General features: G+C 71.3%; 17 protein-coding genes and 1 pseudogene. 12 read left to right on the plus strand and 6 right to left on the minus strand.

All coding sequences use genetic code 11. The features are described 5' to 3' along the window. The first annotated feature begins 57 nt into the window (after positions 1 to 57). Positions 58 to 1119, plus strand: a complete 1062-nt coding sequence (locus ACIBN2_RS09595) for an ADP-ribosylglycohydrolase family protein (RefSeq protein WP_399133666.1) — start codon at positions 58 to 60, stop codon at positions 1117 to 1119. A 73-nt stretch (positions 1120 to 1192) separates the two neighbouring features. Next, complete coding sequence (locus tag ACIBN2_RS09600; RefSeq protein ID WP_399133667.1) at positions 1193 to 1630, plus strand: GNAT family N-acetyltransferase; 438 nt, start codon at positions 1193 to 1195, stop codon at positions 1628 to 1630. Positions 1631 to 1641: 11 nt separating this feature from the next. Here ACIBN2_RS09600 and ACIBN2_RS09605 read toward each other — a convergent pair whose 3' ends face one another. Further along, entirely contained in the window at positions 1642 to 2418 is a 777-nt protein-coding gene (locus ACIBN2_RS09605) for a CDP-alcohol phosphatidyltransferase family protein (protein WP_399133668.1), read from the minus strand. Positions 2419 to 2526: 108 nt separating this feature from the next. Between ACIBN2_RS09605 and ACIBN2_RS09610 the strand changes: the two genes are divergently transcribed. From ACIBN2_RS09610 to ACIBN2_RS09630, 5 genes and pseudogenes are all read left to right on the plus strand, one after another. Then, positions 2527 to 3507 carry a dehydrogenase gene (locus ACIBN2_RS09610; protein WP_399133669.1) on the plus strand — a complete coding sequence of 327 codons (981 nt, stop codon included), beginning with the start codon at positions 2527 to 2529 and terminating at the stop codon, positions 3505 to 3507. Between the two features lie 115 nt (positions 3508 to 3622). After that, complete coding sequence (locus ACIBN2_RS09615; RefSeq protein ID WP_384261102.1) at positions 3623 to 4021, plus strand: 6-pyruvoyl tetrahydropterin synthase family protein; 399 nt, start codon at positions 3623 to 3625, stop codon at positions 4019 to 4021. Further along, on the plus strand, positions 4018 to 5229 hold the full coding sequence (locus tag ACIBN2_RS09620) for a glycosyltransferase family 4 protein (protein ID WP_399133670.1): 1212 nt from the start codon (positions 4018 to 4020) through the stop codon (positions 5227 to 5229). The genes ACIBN2_RS09615 and ACIBN2_RS09620 overlap by 4 nt, the downstream gene beginning before the upstream one ends. Next, entirely contained in the window at positions 5226 to 6257 is a 1032-nt protein-coding gene (locus ACIBN2_RS09625; protein WP_399133671.1) for a trans-aconitate methyltransferase, read from the plus strand. The genes ACIBN2_RS09620 and ACIBN2_RS09625 overlap by 4 nt, the downstream gene beginning before the upstream one ends. Then, positions 6254 to 7207, plus strand: a pseudogene (locus ACIBN2_RS09630) (YbhN family protein); the annotation flags it as partial. The gene ACIBN2_RS09625 and the pseudogene ACIBN2_RS09630, both read left to right, overlap by 4 nt. A gap of 143 nt (positions 7208 to 7350) precedes the next feature. Here ACIBN2_RS09630 and ACIBN2_RS09635 read toward each other — a convergent pair. After that, entirely contained in the window at positions 7351 to 8115 is a 765-nt protein-coding gene (locus ACIBN2_RS09635; protein ID WP_399133672.1) for a creatininase family protein, read from the minus strand. 38 nt (positions 8116 to 8153) lie between these two features. Between ACIBN2_RS09635 and ribA the strand changes: the two genes are divergently transcribed. Beyond that, positions 8154 to 8813 (plus strand): GTP cyclohydrolase II, encoded by a 660-nt coding sequence (gene ribA / locus ACIBN2_RS09640; protein WP_399133673.1) that lies wholly within the window; start codon positions 8154 to 8156, stop codon positions 8811 to 8813. 83 nt (positions 8814 to 8896) lie between these two features. Here ribA and ACIBN2_RS09645 read toward each other — a convergent pair whose 3' ends face one another. After that, positions 8897 to 10129 (minus strand): serine hydrolase domain-containing protein, encoded by a 1233-nt coding sequence (locus tag ACIBN2_RS09645; RefSeq protein ID WP_399133674.1) that lies wholly within the window; start codon positions 10127 to 10129, stop codon positions 8897 to 8899. Positions 10130 to 10324: 195 nt separating this feature from the next. On the opposite strand from ACIBN2_RS09645, the gene ACIBN2_RS09650 reads away from it, so the two are divergent. Continuing rightward, complete coding sequence (locus ACIBN2_RS09650) at positions 10325 to 10762, plus strand: PPOX class F420-dependent oxidoreductase (protein WP_399133675.1); 438 nt, start codon at positions 10325 to 10327, stop codon at positions 10760 to 10762. 81 nt (positions 10763 to 10843) lie between these two features. On the opposite strand, the gene ACIBN2_RS09655 is transcribed toward ACIBN2_RS09650, so the two are convergent. Then, positions 10844 to 12907 (minus strand): glycoside hydrolase family 31 protein, encoded by a 2064-nt coding sequence (locus ACIBN2_RS09655; RefSeq protein ID WP_399133676.1) that lies wholly within the window; start codon positions 12905 to 12907, stop codon positions 10844 to 10846. Between the two features lie 251 nt (positions 12908 to 13158). On the opposite strand from ACIBN2_RS09655, the gene ACIBN2_RS09660 reads away from it, so the two are divergent. After that, complete coding sequence (locus tag ACIBN2_RS09660) at positions 13159 to 13569, plus strand: VOC family protein (protein WP_399133677.1); 411 nt, start codon at positions 13159 to 13161, stop codon at positions 13567 to 13569. 47 nt (positions 13570 to 13616) lie between these two features. Then, positions 13617 to 13958 carry a VOC family protein gene (locus ACIBN2_RS09665; RefSeq protein WP_399133678.1) on the plus strand — a complete coding sequence of 114 codons (342 nt, stop codon included), beginning with the start codon at positions 13617 to 13619 and terminating at the stop codon, positions 13956 to 13958. 69 nt (positions 13959 to 14027) lie between these two features. On the opposite strand, the gene ACIBN2_RS09670 is transcribed toward ACIBN2_RS09665, so the two are convergent. Both ACIBN2_RS09670 and ACIBN2_RS09675 read right to left on the minus strand, forming a co-directional pair. Beyond that, the gene (locus tag ACIBN2_RS09670) at positions 14028 to 15368 is read right to left on the minus strand and encodes an MFS transporter (RefSeq protein ID WP_399133680.1); all 1341 of its coding nucleotides are present in this window, start codon (positions 15366 to 15368) and stop codon (positions 14028 to 14030) included. 190 nt (positions 15369 to 15558) lie between these two features. Beyond that, complete coding sequence (locus ACIBN2_RS09675) at positions 15559 to 16224, minus strand: TetR/AcrR family transcriptional regulator (protein ID WP_399133681.1); 666 nt, start codon at positions 16222 to 16224, stop codon at positions 15559 to 15561. Between the two features lie 164 nt (positions 16225 to 16388). Between ACIBN2_RS09675 and ACIBN2_RS09680 the strand changes: the two genes are divergently transcribed. Continuing rightward, positions 16389 to 17276, plus strand: coding sequence for a shikimate dehydrogenase (locus ACIBN2_RS09680; protein WP_399133682.1), 888 nt, complete (start codon positions 16389 to 16391; stop codon positions 17274 to 17276). The last annotated feature ends 28 nt before the right edge of the window (positions 17277 to 17304 follow it).

Raw genomic sequence — 17304 nt, forward strand, 5'->3', positions numbered from 1 at the left:
GCTCACGAGAAGGATCGCCAGAGGGAGCTTCTGAGAAGGCAGTCCCGGGTGCGCGGGATGCTGCTCGGGCTGGCCCTCGGGGAGACCCTGGGCAGGGCTCGGGGCGCGCTGCCGGGCAGCGGGCCGCTGCGAGCCGGTGTCAGTACGCAGCTGGCGTGCTTCACCGCCGAGGGCGTCATCCGCGCGCAGGTACGCGGAAACCACAAAGGCATCTGTTACGCGCCCGGGGTCGTCCTGCACGCCTACTGCCGGTGGGCCTACCTGCAAGGCATCGAGGCGGAGAAGATGCGGCACCGGTGGCGGCCCTACGGCGGGGCATGGCCGGACGGCTGGCTCGCGGGAGTGCCCGCACTGGGTGAGCGGCGCGGCAGTGCACCGGCGACGGTGACGGCTCTGTCCCGGATCGACGAGGACGAGAAGCGGATGGCCACCTCGAGCCGGGGCTGGCACGCACTGACCAGGGGATTGCCGATCGCGGTCACCGGCATGGGAGGGATCGCCCAGGCCGGACGTGTCGCCGCGCTGACCCATGGCGACACGGCCGCGCAGGCCGCCACCGTGCACGCGGCCGTGCTCGCCCACCACTGCCTGTCCGACTCCAGCGCGGAATCCGGCAGTTCCGCCCTGAACGCGCTGCGTGCGGGCATCTCCGCGCTCACGCCGTCCGGCAGACGCGGCACGGACGACGAGGACACTCATCTCGTGGCCACGGGCGACGAGCACAGCCGTCTCGTCGCGACGTTCCAGCACGCCGTCGACGGACCGGCGGACGCGGTACGGCTGGCACGGCTCGCACCCGACCCCACGGCGCTCTCGGCCATGCTCGGCGGCCTCTACGTCGCCGCATCCTTCCCCGACCGTGCCGACCTGCCCGTCGCATTGCGGTTCGCGGCGAACGCGCCGGACGGTGAGTCCGTCGCCTGCGTGGCCGGAGCGCTGCTCGGAGCCGCACACGGGGTGGAGGCGCTGCCCGTCGACCTGGTCAGCCGTCACGAACTGGCCTGGGCCCTCGACACGTTGGCCCGGGACCTGGTGTCCGAGCTCGACGACTCACCGAGTGGCAGCGAGTACGTCAAAGGGTGGGACCCGCACTGGTGGGACCGCTATCCCGGCTGGTGAGGTTCCGCTTGGCCGAGCGGGTCAGCAGTCCGTGAAACCGTCGGCCTGCTGCCGTCCCGATAAGGTCGCCGCCATGAAGATCGAGGTGGAGCCCGCGCGGCAGGTGGACCAGGAACTCGTGGACGCCTTCGGGCGGTTGCTGCCGCAGTTGTCGGGGAGTGCGAGGCCGCTCGATGTCGAAGCGGTGGGCCGCATTCTCGCGTGCGACGCGAACACCGTGCTCGTCGCCCGTGCCGGCCACGCGATCGTCGGCACCCTGACCCTCGTGATGTTTCCGCTTCCGGCCGGGCTGCGGGCTCGCATCGAAGACGTCGTGGTCGACGAGTCGGCGCGCGGTCACGGAGTCGCCGGGCTGCTGATCGAGGAGGCTTTGCGGATTGGCCGGGAGGCCGGGGCCCGGACCGTTGATCTCACCTCGCGGCCGGACCGCGAGGCCGCCAACCGGCTCTACGAGCGGCTCGGCTTCGGGGTGCGGGAGTCGACCGTGTACCGGATGACCTTGGGCGGCTGAGGGGCCGGGGCTCAGGACGCCACCGTCTGCGGCTCCGCCGCCAGGCCCAGTATCTCCTCCACCTCGGCGTCCTGGATCCGTGAGGTGCGTCGCAGCCACAGCACGTCGCGGCCGAAGGACCAGATCAGGGAGCCGAGGGCCAGCAGTACGACGCCGAGGGACATGCCCCGCGGCAGGTAGCCCGAGGCCGCCAGCAGCAGGCAGATGCCCTGCATCGCGGCCACCGTCTTGCGGGCCATGCTCGGGGGGAGTTCGGCGTTCAGCCAGGGATATGCGCGGGCCGCGGCGACGAAGGCGTAGCGCATGCCGCCGATCATCAGTACCCACGGGCCGAACTCCATGGAGACGTAGACGCTGAGGACCAGGATGAGGAACGCGTCGACCTCCATGTCGAAGCGGGCACCCAACGGGGTGGACGTGCCGGTGGCGCGGGCGACCTTGCCGTCGACGCCGTCCAGGATCAGGGCGATCGCCGTGAGGCCGACGAAGAGAGTGACCGGCGGGGAGCTCTCGAAGGAGTCGGCGACCAGGGCCGTGACGCCGCCGACCAGCGTGGCCCGGCCGAGGGTCACCCGGTTGGCCGGGCCGAACGAGCGCAGCCGGGAGCGGTGCAGCGCCCGGGAGAGCACCGCCCAGCTGGCCACGGCGAAGGCCAGGCCGGTCAGCCAGCCTGCCGGCCCCATGCCGATCGCCGTGCCGAGCAGGGCCAGCAACAGGATCTGAACGCCCGCTCCCACAGCGGTCTCCTGCTGGACCAGCCTTGCGTCGTAAGTGTTGTTCAGGGCCACCGCACACCCTCCGGCCGTATGACAGAGTCGATCAACGCCGCGTACTGTGCGCGGCCTGTGCACACCTCGGTACGTGAACGGCTTCCCGATCGTTCAGGAGGACACCCGATGAACCGCGTCGCTCGAGCGTTCTGGCTCAGTCGTCCGGGTTTTGGCGAGATACGGACCGCCGACCTGCCGGAACCTGCGGAGGGCGAGGTCCTGGTGCGCTCGCTCTATTCCGGGATCAGCCGCGGCACGGAGACTCTCGTGTTCCGTGGCGGGGTGCCGGAGAACCAGCACGCGGCCATGCGGGCACCCTTCCAGGAAGGCGACTTTCCCGCGCCTGTGAAGTACGGCTACCTCAATGTCGGGGTGGTGGAGGAGGGGCCCGGGGAACTGGTCGGGCGGACCGTCTTCTGTCTGTATCCGCACCAGACCCGGTACGTCGTTCCGGCCGCCGCCGTCACCGTCGTACCGGACTCCGTGCCCGCCGAGCGCGCCGTTCTCGCCGGCACCGTCGAGACCGCCGTGAACGCGCTCTGGGACGCCGCGCCGCTGGTCGGCGACCGGATCTCGGTGGTCGGCGGCGGCATGGTCGGCTGCTCGGTGGCGGCGCTGCTGGCGCGCTTCCCGGGCGTGCGGGTCCAGCTCGTCGACGCCGATCCGGGCCGCGCCGAGGTCGCCCAGACCCTCGGCGTCGGCTTCGCCTCCCCCGCGGACGCGCTCGGCGACCGCGATCTCGTCGTGCACGCCAGTGCCACCGAGCAGGGCCTCACGCGTGCGATGGAGCTGCTGGCACCCGAGGGCACCGTCGTGGAACTGAGCTGGTACGGCGACCGGAAGGTGAGCCTCCCGCTCGGCGAGGCCTTCCATTCGCGGCGGCTGACCATCCGCGGCAGCCAGGTCGGCACCGTCTCCCCGGCCCGCGCGAGCCGGACGTACGCCGACCGTCTCGCCCTCGCCCTCGATCTGCTGTCCGACCCGGCGCTCGACGCGCTCATCACCGGGGAGAGCGCGTTCGAGGAGTTGCCGGAGGTGATGCCGAAGCTGGCCTCCGGCGAGATTCCCGCCCTGTGCCACCGTGTGAGGTACCCCGAAACGGCCTGACCTCAGAAAAGAGTCTGAGAAGGCTGAACACGGGGAAGCGAAGAGCCGTACTAAGGGCATCCCCCGGCAGGGATCAGCCGGGGGGCCAGACGCGCCGCACCTGGAGGGTCGTCCGTTGTTCAGTGTCACCGTCCGCGATCACATCATGATCGCCCACAGCTTCCGCGGCGAGGTCTTCGGGCCCGCGCAGCGCCTGCACGGAGCGACGTTCCTGGTGGACGCCACCTTCCGGCGCGAGCAGCTGGACGACGACAACATCGTCGTCGACATCGGCCTCGCCACGCAGGAACTGGGCGCCGTGGTCGCCGAGCTGAACTACAGAAACCTCGACAACGAGCCGGAGTTCGCCGGAACCAACACGTCGACGGAGTTCCTGGCGAAGGTCGTCGCCGACCGGCTCGCCGCCCGGATCGAGAAGGGCGCGCTCGGCGAGGGCGCCAAGGGCATCGCGGGGATCAGCGTGACCCTGCACGAGTCGCACATCGCCTGGGCGAGTTACGAGCGTGCCCTGTGACCCACGTGACCTTGGAGAAGCTGGACAAGGGCCGGGAGACGGCGGAGCAGGCGATGCTCGGCTACGTGCCCGTCCAGCACTCCGCCCTGAAGAACGCCGAGATCATTCCCATGTCCCTGCGCTCCGTGCACTTCGTCATGCCGGGCGGTGTCGACGACCCGGCCGCGCCGAGCGGCGGCAACGCCTACGACCGGCGCGTCAGCCTCGATCTGCCCGGCTTCGGCTGGCAGGTCCACAAGCACGCCGTGGCCGGTGACTGGCCCCTGCCCACGGCCGCGTCACGTGCCGAACTCGCCCGCACACTGCGGGAGTTGCCGGACGGCTCGGCCGTCCTGCTGGACGGCATCGTGGCCTGCGGCGTGCCGGAGGTCGTCGTCCCGGAGACCGAACGGCTGCGCCTCGCCGTGCTGGTGCACCTTCCGCTGGGTGACGAGACGGGCCTCGAGCCCGCCGTGGCAGCCGAGTTGGACGCCAAGGAGCGAGACGTGCTGCGGGCCGTGCCCGCGGTGATCGCCACCAGCGACTGGGCCGTACGGCGCCTCGTCTCGCACCACGGCCTCGCGCCCGAGCGCGTTCATGTCGCCCCTCCCGGCGCCGACATCGCGCCCCTCGCCTCCGGCACCGACGGTGTCTCCCGGCTGCTGTGCGTGGCGGCCGTGACCCCGCGCAAGGGGCAGCACCGGCTGGTGCAGGCGCTGGCCGCGGCGGCCGACCTGCCGTGGAGCTGCGTGTGCGTCGGCGGACTCGGACACGACCCCGAGTACGTCGCCCGGCTGCGGCTGCTGATCAAGGAGAACGGTCTGGAGGACCGCATCGAGCTGGCCGGCCCACGGGCCGGTGCCGCGCTCGACGCCAGCTACGCCACCGCCGACCTGATGGTCCTCACCTCGTACGCGGAGACGTACGGCATGGCGGTGACCGAGGCCCTGGCGCGCGGCATCCCCGTGCTGGCCACGGACGTCGGTGGTCTGCCGGAGGCGGTCGGACGCGCCCCCGACGGCGGCGTGCCCGGCATCCTGGTGCCGCCGGAGGACCCCGCCGCGCTCGCCGCCGAACTGCGTGGCTGGTTCGGCGAAGCCGATGTACGACGCCGGCTGAAGGCCGCCGCCCGGGGCCGTCGGGCCGCCCTGAACGGCTGGGCGACCACGGCCCGCAGCCTTGCCGGAGTACTGGGCCGGCTACCGAGCGAACCCAGGAGGGCGGCATGAACAGGACCGCAGAGATCGGCGGGAAGATGCCGGCGCGGCCCGGGTCGCGCGACGACTCCGGATCGGCGGGCGCCATGATGTCCGGTTCCGAATCGGCGGACTCCGTGATGCCCGGCTCCGGGCCGGCCGACCCCGTGATTCCCGGCGCCGGCCCCGGGGAGCGCGCCACCCTCCGGCTGCGGGACGACGGGCCCGAGGAGCCGCCCCGGTACGCGCCCGAGTGGCTGGAGCTGCGGGAGCCCGCCGACGCCGCGGCGCGGGCGCACGACCTGCTCGACCCGCTGCGGATCCGGCTGGCCAACCTGCCCGGCAGAAGCGGCCTCGTCATCCACGACCTGGGCTGCGGCACCGGCTCCATGGGCCGCTGGCTCGCGCCCCGGCTGGACGGCGCCCAGCATTGGATCCTGCACGACCGCGACCCCTACCTGCTGCACTTCGCGGCCGTCGCCTCCCCGCGCTCCGGCGCCGACGGCAGCCGGGTCACCGTCGAGACGCGGCGCGGCGACATCGCCCGGCTCACCGCGGACGCCCTGTGCGGGGCCTCCCTGGTGACGGCCTCCGCGCTGCTCGACGTCCTCACGCGGGAGGAGATCGAGACCTTCGCGGACGCCTGCACCGGAGCCGGCTGTCCGGCCCTGCTGACCCTCTCGGTCGCCGGACGTGTGGAATTCGGTCCGTCCGACCCGATGGACGAGGAGATCGCCGAGGCGTTCAACGCCCATCAGCGCCGGGACGGCCTGCTCGGCCCGGACGCGGTGACAGCGGCGTGCGAGGCGTTCTCGGAGCGGGGTGCGACGGTACGGGTCGACCCGAGCCCCTGGCGGCTCGGGCCGGACGAGGCCGCGCTGACCGCCCAGTGGCTGCGCGGCTGGGTGGGCGCGGCCGTCGAGGAGCGGCCCGAGCTGAAGGCGCGTGCGGAACGGTATCTGCGCGAGCGCCTGGCCGCCTGCGAGGCGGGCGAGCTGTCCGTCATCGTCCACCACAGCGACCTGCTGGCGCTGTCCCGGCCGACGGGCGGGGCGTCATGAGCGTGGACACGGTGCCGGCGCCGGTGGTGCGGCGCGAGCCGCACGGCGGGGCGGCGGCCGAGCCGCACGGCGATGTGCTGGCCGAGGCCCGCGCGACGGCCACGCCCCGGTGGCGCAAGGCCCTGGCCGTGCTCAACTCTCCAGCCGTACGTACCCACTTCGGCACCGTCGCGGGCGTCGCCATCCTCGGCGGCCTGCTGTGGCGCCTCGGTACCGGAGTCCTGCTGGACGGCCTTCGGCGCATCGACGCGACGACGCTGCTGCTCGCGCTCGTCGTCGGCCTGGTGACCACCGTGCTCAGTGCCTGGCGCTGGGCGCTGGTGGCCCGGGGCCTGAAGATCCGGCTGCCGCTCGGGACGGCCGTCGCGGACTACTACCGGTCGCTGTTCCTGAACGCCGCCCTGCCGGGCGGTGTCCTCGGAGACGTGCACCGGGCGGTGCGGCACGGGCAGAGCGCCGGTGACCTCGGCCGCGGTGTGCGGTCGGTGGTGCTCGAACGGGTCGCCGGGCAGGTCGCGTTGACGGTCGTCGGGGCGGCGATGCTGCTCACGATGCCGTCGCCGGTGCGGGCCGAGGTGCGCCACTTCGCCCCGCCGGCCGGGCTCGCCGCCCTCGGCGCGCTCGCCGTCGTCGTCGCACTGCGGATGAACAAGGCGCCCTCCCGGCGCGGACGGGCGCTGCGCGCCACGCTCAGCGAGGCGCGCGAGGGGCTGCTCTCGCGCCGCAACTGGCCTGGCGTGACCGTCTCGTCGCTGCTGATCCTGGCCGGCCACCTCGCGATGTTCGTGCTCTCGGCCCGCGTCGCGGGTTCCGGCGCCTCCGTCGCCGTACTGCTGCCGCTGGCCGTGCTGGCGCTGGTCGCCATGGGAGTGCCGCTCAACGTGGGCGGGTTCGGGCCCCGCGAGGGCGCCACCGCCTGGGCGTTCGGCGCGGCGGGCCTCGGCGCGAGCAGCGGCGTGGCGGTCGCCGTGGTGTACGGAGTGCTCAGCTTCGTGGCCGCACTGCCCGGTGTTGTCGTCCTCGTCGCCCGCTGGTACACCGGTCTGCGCACGGATTCCGGGACGGCCGGGGCGGCCCCGGAACCCGCCGCCGGCTATGCCCGCCCGTCCGCCGAGGTGAGGAGCGAGAAATACGCGCCGAAGGAATCCGCGAGGCTCGCCAGCAGTTCCTTCCCCTTTTCCGCGGAACCCAGTGAAGGGCGCCCGATGACGCCCGAATCGGTATAGCCGGACATACCGAGGGTAAGGAGATGACGCCGGTCGTCCGCGACGAAATCGGAGGTCTCATAACCGGGCCGAAGGAATTCCGGGTGAGCGTGCAGAAGGATGGAGGTCTCGATTTCTCCCGCGTGCATGTCGGTCAGCAGCGAGGTGGTCACTCCCGCCCGCTGCCGCGCCGCTTCCCAGTCCTCCGCGGCCGGGAACAGCGCCATCCGTTCGCCGCGGGCGGAGGATTCCTGAACGACGTTGCCCAGTACGTAGTTTCCGCCGTGCCCGTTGACCACCACCAGGGCGTCGACGCCGGAGCGGCGGAGCGAGGCCGCGATGTCCGACACCACCGCATGAAGGGTCACCGAGGAGATGCTGACGGTACCGGGCCAGGCCGCGTGCTCGTGCGAGCAGGAGATCGTCACCGGGGGAAGGAGGTGCACGGGGTACGCCGCGGCGATCTCCCGGGCCACGGCACAGGCGACGAGCGTGTCGGTCGCCAGCGGAAGGAACGGACCGTGCTGCTCGAAGCTTCCGACGGGAAGCACCGCGACCTGCGTTGAGACACTCGCGGCCCTGGTCCGTACCTCTTCCGTAGTGTCCGCCGGCACCAGCCCGTCCGCCGCCGTACGCGCGCCCGAACCACTCATTTCTTCACGGCCTTTCGTCTCTGCTTAGGAATCAGATCATGACAGAAAAAATCGGTGTCCTCGGCAAGAAGTCTCCACAGCGCACGGGTGTGGAGCGGATCGTGAATGCACCGCTGCCCACGGTGTACGGGCAATTCCGCGCGGTGGGTTACCTGGACCACGATCGCGGTGATGAGCAAGTGGCCCTCGTGCACGGTGACATCGGCACGGAAGGCGTTCTCACCCGGCTGCATTCCGAGTGCCTCACCGGTGACGCGTTCGGTTCGCAGCACTGCGAGTGCGGGGACCAACTGGCGTCCGCGCTCAAGGCCGTGGTCGCCGAGGGCAGCGGCATCGTCGTCTACCTGCGCGGCCACGAGGGCCGCGGCATCGGGCTGCTGGCCAAGCTGCGGGCGATGGCGCTGCAGGCGGAGGGCCTGGACACCGTCGAGGCGAACCTGGCGCTCGGGCTGCCGGTGGACGCCCGCGACTACGGCGTGGCCGCCGGAATCCTGCAGGACCTGGGCGTGAACTCGGTGCGCCTGATGTCCAACAACCCGCGCAAGCGGGAGGCGCTGGTGCAGCACGGCATCGAAGTGGCCGAGACCGTACCGCTGTTGATCCCGCCGTGCGAGAGCAACATCACCTACCTGCGCACCAAGCGGGAGCGGCTCGACCACGTCCTGCCGCACCTGGACGCGGTGGCGCACCTGTCCTGAGCACGCCTTCCCACCTCGCCGCCGGTGTCTGCAGGGGAATCTACCGTCGGCGAGGTGGGCCGTGGCCCGGCCGGCCCGAGCGCCTACCCGGTGACGGCCTCGTGGACCAGGCGCCGTAGCTCCGGGATGATCCCCAGCGAGGTCTTCGGACGGACCTGGGTCATGAACTGCACGGTCAGGTCGCGCCCGGGGTCGACCCAGAAGGTCGTGGTCGCCGCGCCGCTCCAGCCGAAGGTGCCGGCCGCCGTCGGTGACAGGGTGCGCTCCGGGTCGAGGACGACGGAGACGCCGAGGCCGAAGCCGACGCCGTCGTTGTTGGGCTCGTCATGGGCCGGGCGGCTGCCGTAGGCGCGCAGGTCGGCGCCGCCGGGGAGATGGTTGCGGGTCATCAGGTCCACCGTTTCGGGCGCGAGCAGACGGACGCCGTCGAGTTCGCCGCGGCGGCGCAGCAGCTCCATGAACCGGTGGAAGTCGTACGCGGAGGCCACCATGCCGCCGCTGCCGGACAGGAAGCGGGGCCGCCCGCCGCGCAGCGGCAGCCCGGGGACGGGCTCGATACCGCCGTCGTCGCTCTCGCCGTACAACTCGGAGAGCCTGGGCGCCTGTTCGTCGGTGACGTGGAAACCGGCGTCCGTCATGCCGAGCGGTCCGAGGATCCGCTCGGCGAAGAACGTGTCGAGCGGCTGCCCGGAGACGACCTCGATCACGCGGCCGAGCACATTGGTGGAGACGGAGTAGTTCCACTGCGTGCCCGGCTCGAACTGCAGCGGCATACGCGCGTACACGTCGACCGTCTGCGCCAGGTCGGTGCCCGGGATCACCGAGGACTCCAGGCCGGCCTCGCGGTAGAGGGCGTCGACCGGGTGGCTGTGGTAGAAGCCGAAGGTCAGGCCCGAGGTGTGGTTCAGCAGGTGGCGGATCCGTATCGGCCCCTCGGCCGGGCGCGTCCGTACGTCGCCGCCCTCGCCGCTCTCGTACACGCGCGGGTTCGCGAAGGCCGGGACGTAGCGGTCGAGCGGGTCGTCCAGCGACAGCCGGCCCTCCTCCACGAGCATCAGCGCGGCGACCGAGGTGACCGGTTTGGTCATGGAGTAGATCCGCCACAGGGTGTCGGGCTCGACGGGCAGGTCCGCCGCGACGTCGCGCCGGCCGTGCGTGGTGAGATGCGCGACGCGCCCGCCGCGGGCCACGGCCACCAGGAAGCCGGGCAGGCGTCCTTCGTCGACGAAGCGGGCGCAGGCCTGGTCGAGCCGGTCCAGCGCCTTCGCGTCCAGCCCGGCCTCGTCCGGTTCGGCCTCTTGTCGCAGCGTTGCCATCGCTCTCCTCCGAAATGCGCTCGTCGAGGTGTGGTCCGGCGGCACCCCCGCCCGGACGGCCTCGGACCTCATCGTCGCGCAGGAACCCGGACCTGGTCCCCCTGTCGGCCATGATTGATCATTTGAGTGGACCCGGACCCCGGCGGTGCCGGCCCTGTGGGAATGCGTGACTCGGCCGCGGTGGTTGATCCGGGTATGACTCAGGACACACTGCTCGAGCTGCTCTCCGAAAGCCGCGGTGGGGTGCTGGTCACCCTCAAGCGCGACGGCCGGCCCCAGCTGTCGAACGTCAGCCACCGCTACTACCCCGACGAACGCGTCGTCCGGATCTCGGTCACCGACGACCGGGCCAAGACGCGCAATCTGCGCCGGGACCCGCGGGCGTCGTACCACGTGACCACGCCCGACCGCTGGGCCTACGCCGTCGTCGAGGGCACCGCCGAGCTCTCGCCGGTCGCGAAGGACCCGCACGACGACACGGTCGAGGAACTGGTCCGGCTCTACCGTGACCTCGTGGGCGAGCACCCGGACTGGGACGACTACCGCGCCGCGATGGTCCGCGACCGGCGCCTGGTGGTGCGGCTGAAGGTGGAGCACGCGTACGGCATGCCGAAGGGGGCGAACCGGGGCTGAGGGCGAGCAGCCCCGGTGCATCCCGGCCACGTGCTCCGGCCGCCCCTGAATCCGGCCGGAGCACGCGCCGACACCTCATGATTACCGCAGTGCGTGCAATGCCTCAACGGCGCCTTTTGCTCCGAGCTTCACGAAGGCCGGTGTGACGGTGAGCGGAGTGGCGTACGCCTTCAGGGTCGCGGGGCCCTTGATCGTCGTACGGCGGTTGACGTCGTACCACCTGCCGGGCGGCAGATGGATGTCGCGCGAGGCCGCGGACGTCAGGTTGGGCGCGGAGAGCACCGCCGGGCCGAGCATCCACTCGTCCCCCACCGTGTAACCGGCCTTGTCCCGCGGGAAGTCGAAGAACAGCGGCCGGACGATCGGGTCGCCGGTCTGCAGCGAGTTCTGCACCTGATCCCAGATGTACGGCGCGAGCCGCTCGTGGCGGGCGATCGCCTCGCGGTACAGGTCGACGGTCTGCTGGTCGTAGTCGACCTTCCGGCCGGTCGTCGCGTCGATCGTGTCCACGGGGGAGGTGGAGGCGTACATCAGCGGCATGTACGACGCCGTCTGCGCCCAGCGGACCAGGACCTCCTTCGTCGGCGCGGGCTGCCCGCTGGAGCCGCCGATCATGTCGGTCTCGACGAAGGGGTAGCCGATCGTGGACAGGGCGAGGTTCTGCGAGACGGCGGCCCGCAGGGAGTCCCAGCCGGTGCCCTTGTCGATCTGGCGGACGACGAAGCCCGCCTGGTGCGCGGCGCCGCCCCAGTGGACGCGGATGCCGGCGCCCTGGAGGTCGTAGGAGTCGGCGAGTTCGGAGCCCAGGCGCTGGTAGTCGGTGCGGGTGTTGCCGTCGCGGCCGGCGCAGTGGTCGTCGAAGAAGCGGGTGTCGAACTTCAGGCCGTCGACGCCGTAGGTGTCCATCAGCTTCTTCAGGTTGCCCTGGTACCAGGCCCTGGCGTCGGGGTTGGCGAGGTCGACGATGCCGGCGGTGCCGTTCCACCAGGTCACCGTGCAGGGCTTGGTGGGGTCGGCGGCGTCGTGCAGCAGGTAGTCGTGGTCGGCCGCGTACTGGTAGTTGGCCGAGTCGAGGTTGATCCACAGGGTGACCCAGAGGCCGAAGTCGTAGCCCATGGCGTGGATCTGGTCCGACATCGCCTTCGGGTCGGGATACGCCTTCGGGTCGAAGGTCATGTTGCCGTAGTTCGACTCCCACTTGTCGTCGAGCTGGATGGTGTGGCCGTCAACCCCGTTGGCGTGCAGGTCGGTTGCGTACTTGAGCAGCTTCTCCTGGTTCACGTTCGTGTAGAACTGCGCCCAGGAGTTCCACAGCGGCTTCGCGTACTGCTCGTAGGTCGCGTCGCTCTTGCGCGGCTTGCCGACGATGCCGATGTAGTCGCGGTAGACGGCGCGCGGCGTCGACTCGACGAACACGGTGGCCCGGTAGGTGCTCCCGGACTCGACCGTGAAGCGGCCCAGGCCGTCGCCTGACCTGTTGAGGGAGACGTCCATGGTGTCGCCGGTGTCGACGTACAGCCCGGCCGAACTCTGCGTGTACCAGAAGGGATCGACCATCTGGTACGAGGCCGCGCTGAAGTCGTCCTGCTCGACCTGCCCGGCGTCCAGCGGCCAGGGCTGGTCGGTGTACGGGCCGCCCGAAGGGGTGGTCGTCTCGCCGTGGCCGTACCAGTGCCCGGCGCTGTGCAGCCCGTAGCTGAGGCCGAGTGAGGAGGCCTGAACGCCCTTGACGTCCCAGTCCAGTTGGTAGCGGTCGGCGGTGGGGGTGACCCGGGCCTCGACGCGGGTCCCGGCGAGGGTCGTGTCGGCGGTCAGGGTGAGCACGCCGTCGCGCCAGCTCCAGCCGGTGAGCCCGGTGGCGTGCTGCCAGGCGCCGCCCGCCCGGAACCGGAGGGCGTCGGTGCCGGTGGCGAGGACGGTGTGCCCGGATCTGCTGGTGGTGAGGGCGAGTTGGCCGTTCTTCGGGACGGAGACCGTGTAGCCGGGGGAGTCGCGGGTGGCCGGCACGCCGAGGGTGACCGCGCCCGCGGACTGCGAGACGTGCGGTCCCGGCGCGGGGGCCGAGGCGTGGGCCGTGGAGGGCAGGAGCGCCACCGTCAGGGTGGCGGCGAGGAGACAGCCGGACTTGCGGGAAAGGATGCGCACCACTCATGTCCTTCTGCGGGAGAGGGGGGAGCCATGGGGTTGCTGTGCCTTGCCGTGCCTTGCTGTGCCGCAGTGTTGTTCATTTCTGCTCGTTCCGGCCGATGTTCTTGCTGAAAACGTCATCTGTCAACGGGGGCGGGGCGCTCTGCGAAGACCTAGGGCCCGGGGCGCAGGGCGGATGGCCGATGGTCCGGGGATCACTGGCTGCCTAGGCTGCGAGGGACGAAGCCGCAGCTCGGAAAGAGGTCAGCATGTCTGTCGACGGCCGTAGCCACATCCGTATCGCCCGACCGTCCCGGGACCTCGCGGCCGCCGAGCGGTTCTGGGTGGGCGGGTTCGGGCTGAGCGTGGTGTGGCGGACCGAGGGCGGCTCGGAACCGGGCGAGCACGACCTGCTCATGGTCGGCCGGCCGGACGCGACCTGGCACCTGGAACTCGTCCACGAGCCCGGGCGCCCCGTCGAGCCGCGCCCCACCGAGGAGGACCTTCTCGTCGTCTACGTCGACGGGCCGGTGCCGCAGGACGTGGTCGCCCGTCTGGAGGAGCACGGCGGCAAGCGGGTGGCCTCGCCGAATCCGTACTGGAATCGGTGGGGGGTGACGGTCGAGGATCCGGACGGGTACCGGCTGGTGCTGTGCGAGCGGGGCTGGTCGAACGCATAACCCCCACGGTGCTTGCCGCGGGCGCCCTCCGCGCATACTCTCCGCGCGTGATCAATGGGGCCCATGTGGTGATCTACAGCAATGATGCCGAGGCGGACCGGGTGTTCTTCCGGGACGTTCTCGGCTGGGAGCACGTCGACGCCGGGCACGGGTGGCTGATCTTCAAGGCGCCGCCGGCCGAGGTGGCCGTTCATCCGGCCGACGGTGAGCCGTCGCACGAACTGCTGCTGATGTGCGACGACCTCGACGCGACGACGGCCGAACTCACCGACAGGGGGGTTGAGTTCACCCGCCCCTTGCAGGAGGCGCGTTGGGGCCGGGTGACCGGGTTCCGGCTGCCGGGCGGCGGCGAGGTCGGTCTCTACGAGCCGCGGCACCCGAAGCCGTAGACGGCGAACCCCGGCCCCGGGAGCCGTATGGCGTCCGGGGGCCGGGGTGGTCGTGAGGCGGTGGGACCGTCAGGCCGTCACGCTCTGCCGCTGTGACGCGCTGCCGGGCGCGCGCTCACCCAGCTGCTCCGTCGGGACCGTGTGGGTCTCACGGGCCGAGAGCGCGGCGACGACCGGCGGGACGCACAGGGCCGCGGTGAACAGTGCCACCGAGGACCAGTCGGTGCCGTCGGGGCCCGCGATCTGCGCGGCGAACGTGACCGCGAAACCGGCCACGGCGAAGCCGATCTGGGTGCCGATCGCCATGCCGGACAGGCGGACGCGGGTGGAGAACATCTCGCCGTAGAAGGAGGGCCAGACGCCGTTCGCCGCACTGTAGACCACGCCGAAGGCGACGACGCCGAGGATCAGGGTCAGCGGGTAGTTGCCCGTCGAGATCGCCCACAGGTAGAGGAACATGGCGATCGCGCTGCCGGCGGCGCCGATCAGGAACACGGGGCGGCGGCCGATGCGGTCCGACAGGGAGGCCCACAGGGGGATCGCGGCGAGCGCGACGAGGTTGGCGAGCGCGCCCACCCACAGCATGGAGGACCGGGACATGCCGACGGAGTCGCTGGTGGCGTAGGCGAGGGCCCAGACCGTGAAGATCGTGGAGACCGAGGCGACCAGTGCGCCCCCGATCACCCGCAGCACGTCGGCCCAGTGCTCGCGCATCAGCACCGCGAGCGGCAGTTTGGCCACGCCCTCGGTGGCCGCCTGCTTGGCGAAGGCCGGGGTCTCCTCCAGCCGGCGGCGGATGAAGTAGCCGGCGGCGGCGACCACGACGCTCGCCCAGAACGGGATCCGCCAGCCCCAGGTCAGCAGCTGGTGCTCGGGGAGCGCGGCGACCGGGATGAAGACCAGAGTGGCGATGAGCTGGCCGCCCTGGGTGCCGCCGAGGGTGAAGCTGGTGAAGAAGCCGCGCCGGTTCGACGGTGCGTGTTCGAGCGTCATGGAGTTCGCGCTGGCCTGCTCGCCGGCGGCGGAGATGCCCTGCAGGACCCGGCACAGCACCAGCAGCACCGGGGCCAGGGTGCCGACCTGGGCGCGGGTGGGCAGACAGCCGATCAGGAAGGTCGACAGGCCCATCAGGAGCAGGGTGAAGACCATGATCTTCTTGCGGCCGATCCTGTCGCCGAAGTGCCCGAGGAAGAGGGCGCCGACAGGCCGGGCCGCGTATGCGACGCCGAACGTGGCCAGCGACAGCAGGGTCGCGGTGGCCGGGTCGGACTCGTCGAAGAAGACCTTCGGGAAGATCAGCGCGGCCGCGCTGCCGTAGATGAAGAAGTCGTAGTACTCCAGGGCGCTGCCGATCCAGGCGGCTGCGGCGGCCTTTTTCGGTTGCCCGACGGCTTCGGCGGGGACGGACACGGCAAAGCTCCTTCGAGGAGACTCCAACGTAGGCGGAGTGAGCGGGAGGGGGAAGCGAAGAGCGAGCGGAGGCAGAGGGCCGATGAAGGAGCCGGATCTCGGCTTAATTAACCCACTGGGTAGTTAGTCCCGGTGGGTAGGGATGTTGCGCCGCCGTTTCCCACGTGTCAAGGGGGGCCGCCGGGCGGCCTCAGTCCGCGGCGCGCTCCGCCGTCAGGTAGGCGATCACCATGTCGCCGAGCATGGCGCGGTAGTGCTCGCGCTGCGCCGGGTCCACCAGGTCGCGGCCGAACAGGGCGCCGAAGGTGTGCCGGTTGGCGACCCGGAAGAAGCAGAAGGAGCTGATCATCGCGTGCAGGTCGACCGCGTCGACGTCGGCCGTGAAGAGCCCGGACTCCTGCCCGCTGGCCAGGATGCGGCGGATCACGTCGAGGGCGGGGGAGCCGATCTTCCCGAGCTTCTCGGAGCCGGCGATGTGCGCGGCGCCGTGGATGTTCTCGATGCTGACCAGGCGGATGAAGTCGGGATGCTGCTCGTGGTGGTCGAAGGTCAGCTCCGCCAGGCGCCGGATCGCCGCGACCGGGTCCAGGTGCTCGACGTCCAGCTCCTGCTCGGCCTCGCGGATCACTCCGTACGCCCGCTCGAGCACGGCCGTGAACAGCTGCTCCTTGCCGCCGAAGTAGTAGTAGATCATCCGCTTCGTGGTGCGGGTGCGGGCGGCGATCTCGTCGACGCGGGCGCCGTCGTATCCGGCCCGGGCGAACTCCTGCGTCGCCACGTCGAGGATCTCGGCCTGGGTGCGGGCGGCGTCACGGATCCGCCCGTTCGGTCGTGCCGGTTCGTCGACGCTGGTCATCGGGTTCCTTCGGGAGTGCGGCCGGTGCCGCAGATTGTAGAAGGCGGGCCGGCCGGCGCCGCCCCGGTCCGCCCGGTAAGGAGGCCGGGGCTTCCCAGGGGGCGGTCCGGCTGATATAGCTAACGTACTGGTTCGTACATTAGCGCTCGGTTCAGGAGGTCCGCGTGGCCAAGGACTCGTATCTCGTCGGTCTGATCGGTTCGGGCATCGGCCCGTCGCTCAGCCCGGCGCTGCACGAGCGGGAGGCGGATCGGCAGGGTCTGCGCTACCTGTACCGGCTCATCGACATCGACGTGCTCGGCGTGCCTCCGCAGGCGGTCGGCGACCTGGTGCGGGCCGCCCGCGACCTGGGCTTCGACGGACTGAACATCACGCACCCGTGCAAGCAGCTCGTCATCGAGCACCTGGACGCGCTCGCTCCGCGGGCCGAGGCGCTGGGCGCGGTGAACACCGTGGTCTTCGAGGACGGCCGTGCGGTCGGCCACAACACGGACGTCACAGGGTTCGCGGCGTCGTTCGCGCGTGGACTGCCGGACGCCTCGCTGGAGCGGGTGGTGCAGCTCGGTGCCGGCGGCGCGGGGGCGGCTGTGGCTCATGCGACGCTCACTCTCGGCGCCGAGCGGGTCACCGTTGTCGACGCGCTGGAGGATCGGGCGGTCGCGCTGGCCGGTCAGCTGAACCGGCACTTCGGCGCGGGGCGGGCTGCCGCCGGCTCGCCCGATCAGCTGGCTCCGTTGATCTCCTCCGCCGACGGCGTCGTCCATGCGACGCCTACGGGGATGGCCGCGCACCCCGGGTTGCCGTTTCCTGCGGAGCTTCTGCGGCCCGCGTTGTGGGTTGCCGAGGTGGTGTACCGGCCGCTGGAGACCGAGTTGGTGCGGGCTGCTCGGGCGGGTGGCTGTGCCACGTTGGACGGGGGTGGGATGGCTGTGTTCCAGGCCGCTGACGCGTTTCGGTTGTTCACGGGGTGCGAGCCGGACGCTTCGCTGATGTTGGCGGATATTGCCGGGTTGGCGGGGGCTGCGGAGAGCTCGGTCGGACCGGTGCGTTGACGGCTGCCGGTCGTATGTGGCCGATCGC

Origin of the sequence: Streptomyces sp. NPDC050534 (assembly GCF_044457745.1) — a bacterium.
GTDB lineage: Bacteria > Actinomycetota > Actinomycetes > Streptomycetales > Streptomycetaceae > Streptomyces.

What these genes read in the sequence shown, in the direction of transcription:
- ACIBN2_RS09595 (WP_399133666.1), top strand. Translation starts at nt 58, where the DNA reads ATGCTGCTCGGGCTGGCCCTCGGGGAGACCCTGGGCAGGGCTCGGGGC.
- ACIBN2_RS09600 (WP_399133667.1), top strand. Translation starts at nt 1,193, where the DNA reads ATGAAGATCGAGGTGGAGCCCGCGCGGCAGGTGGACCAGGAACTCGTG.
- ACIBN2_RS09610 (WP_399133669.1), top strand. Translation starts at nt 2,527, where the DNA reads ATGAACCGCGTCGCTCGAGCGTTCTGGCTCAGTCGTCCGGGTTTTGGC.
- ACIBN2_RS09625 (WP_399133671.1), top strand. Translation starts at nt 5,226, where the DNA reads ATGAACAGGACCGCAGAGATCGGCGGGAAGATGCCGGCGCGGCCCGGG.
- ACIBN2_RS09635 (WP_399133672.1), bottom strand. Translation starts at nt 8,115, where the DNA reads ATGAGTGGTTCGGGCGCGCGTACGGCGGCGGACGGGCTGGTGCCGGCG.
- ribA (WP_399133673.1), top strand. Translation starts at nt 8,154, where the DNA reads ATGACAGAAAAAATCGGTGTCCTCGGCAAGAAGTCTCCACAGCGCACG.
- ACIBN2_RS09645 (WP_399133674.1), bottom strand. Translation starts at nt 10,129, where the DNA reads ATGGCAACGCTGCGACAAGAGGCCGAACCGGACGAGGCCGGGCTGGAC.
- ACIBN2_RS09650 (WP_399133675.1), top strand. Translation starts at nt 10,325, where the DNA reads ATGACTCAGGACACACTGCTCGAGCTGCTCTCCGAAAGCCGCGGTGGG.
- ACIBN2_RS09660 (WP_399133677.1), top strand. Translation starts at nt 13,159, where the DNA reads ATGTCTGTCGACGGCCGTAGCCACATCCGTATCGCCCGACCGTCCCGG.
- ACIBN2_RS09675 (WP_399133681.1), bottom strand. Translation starts at nt 16,224, where the DNA reads ATGACCAGCGTCGACGAACCGGCACGACCGAACGGGCGGATCCGTGAC.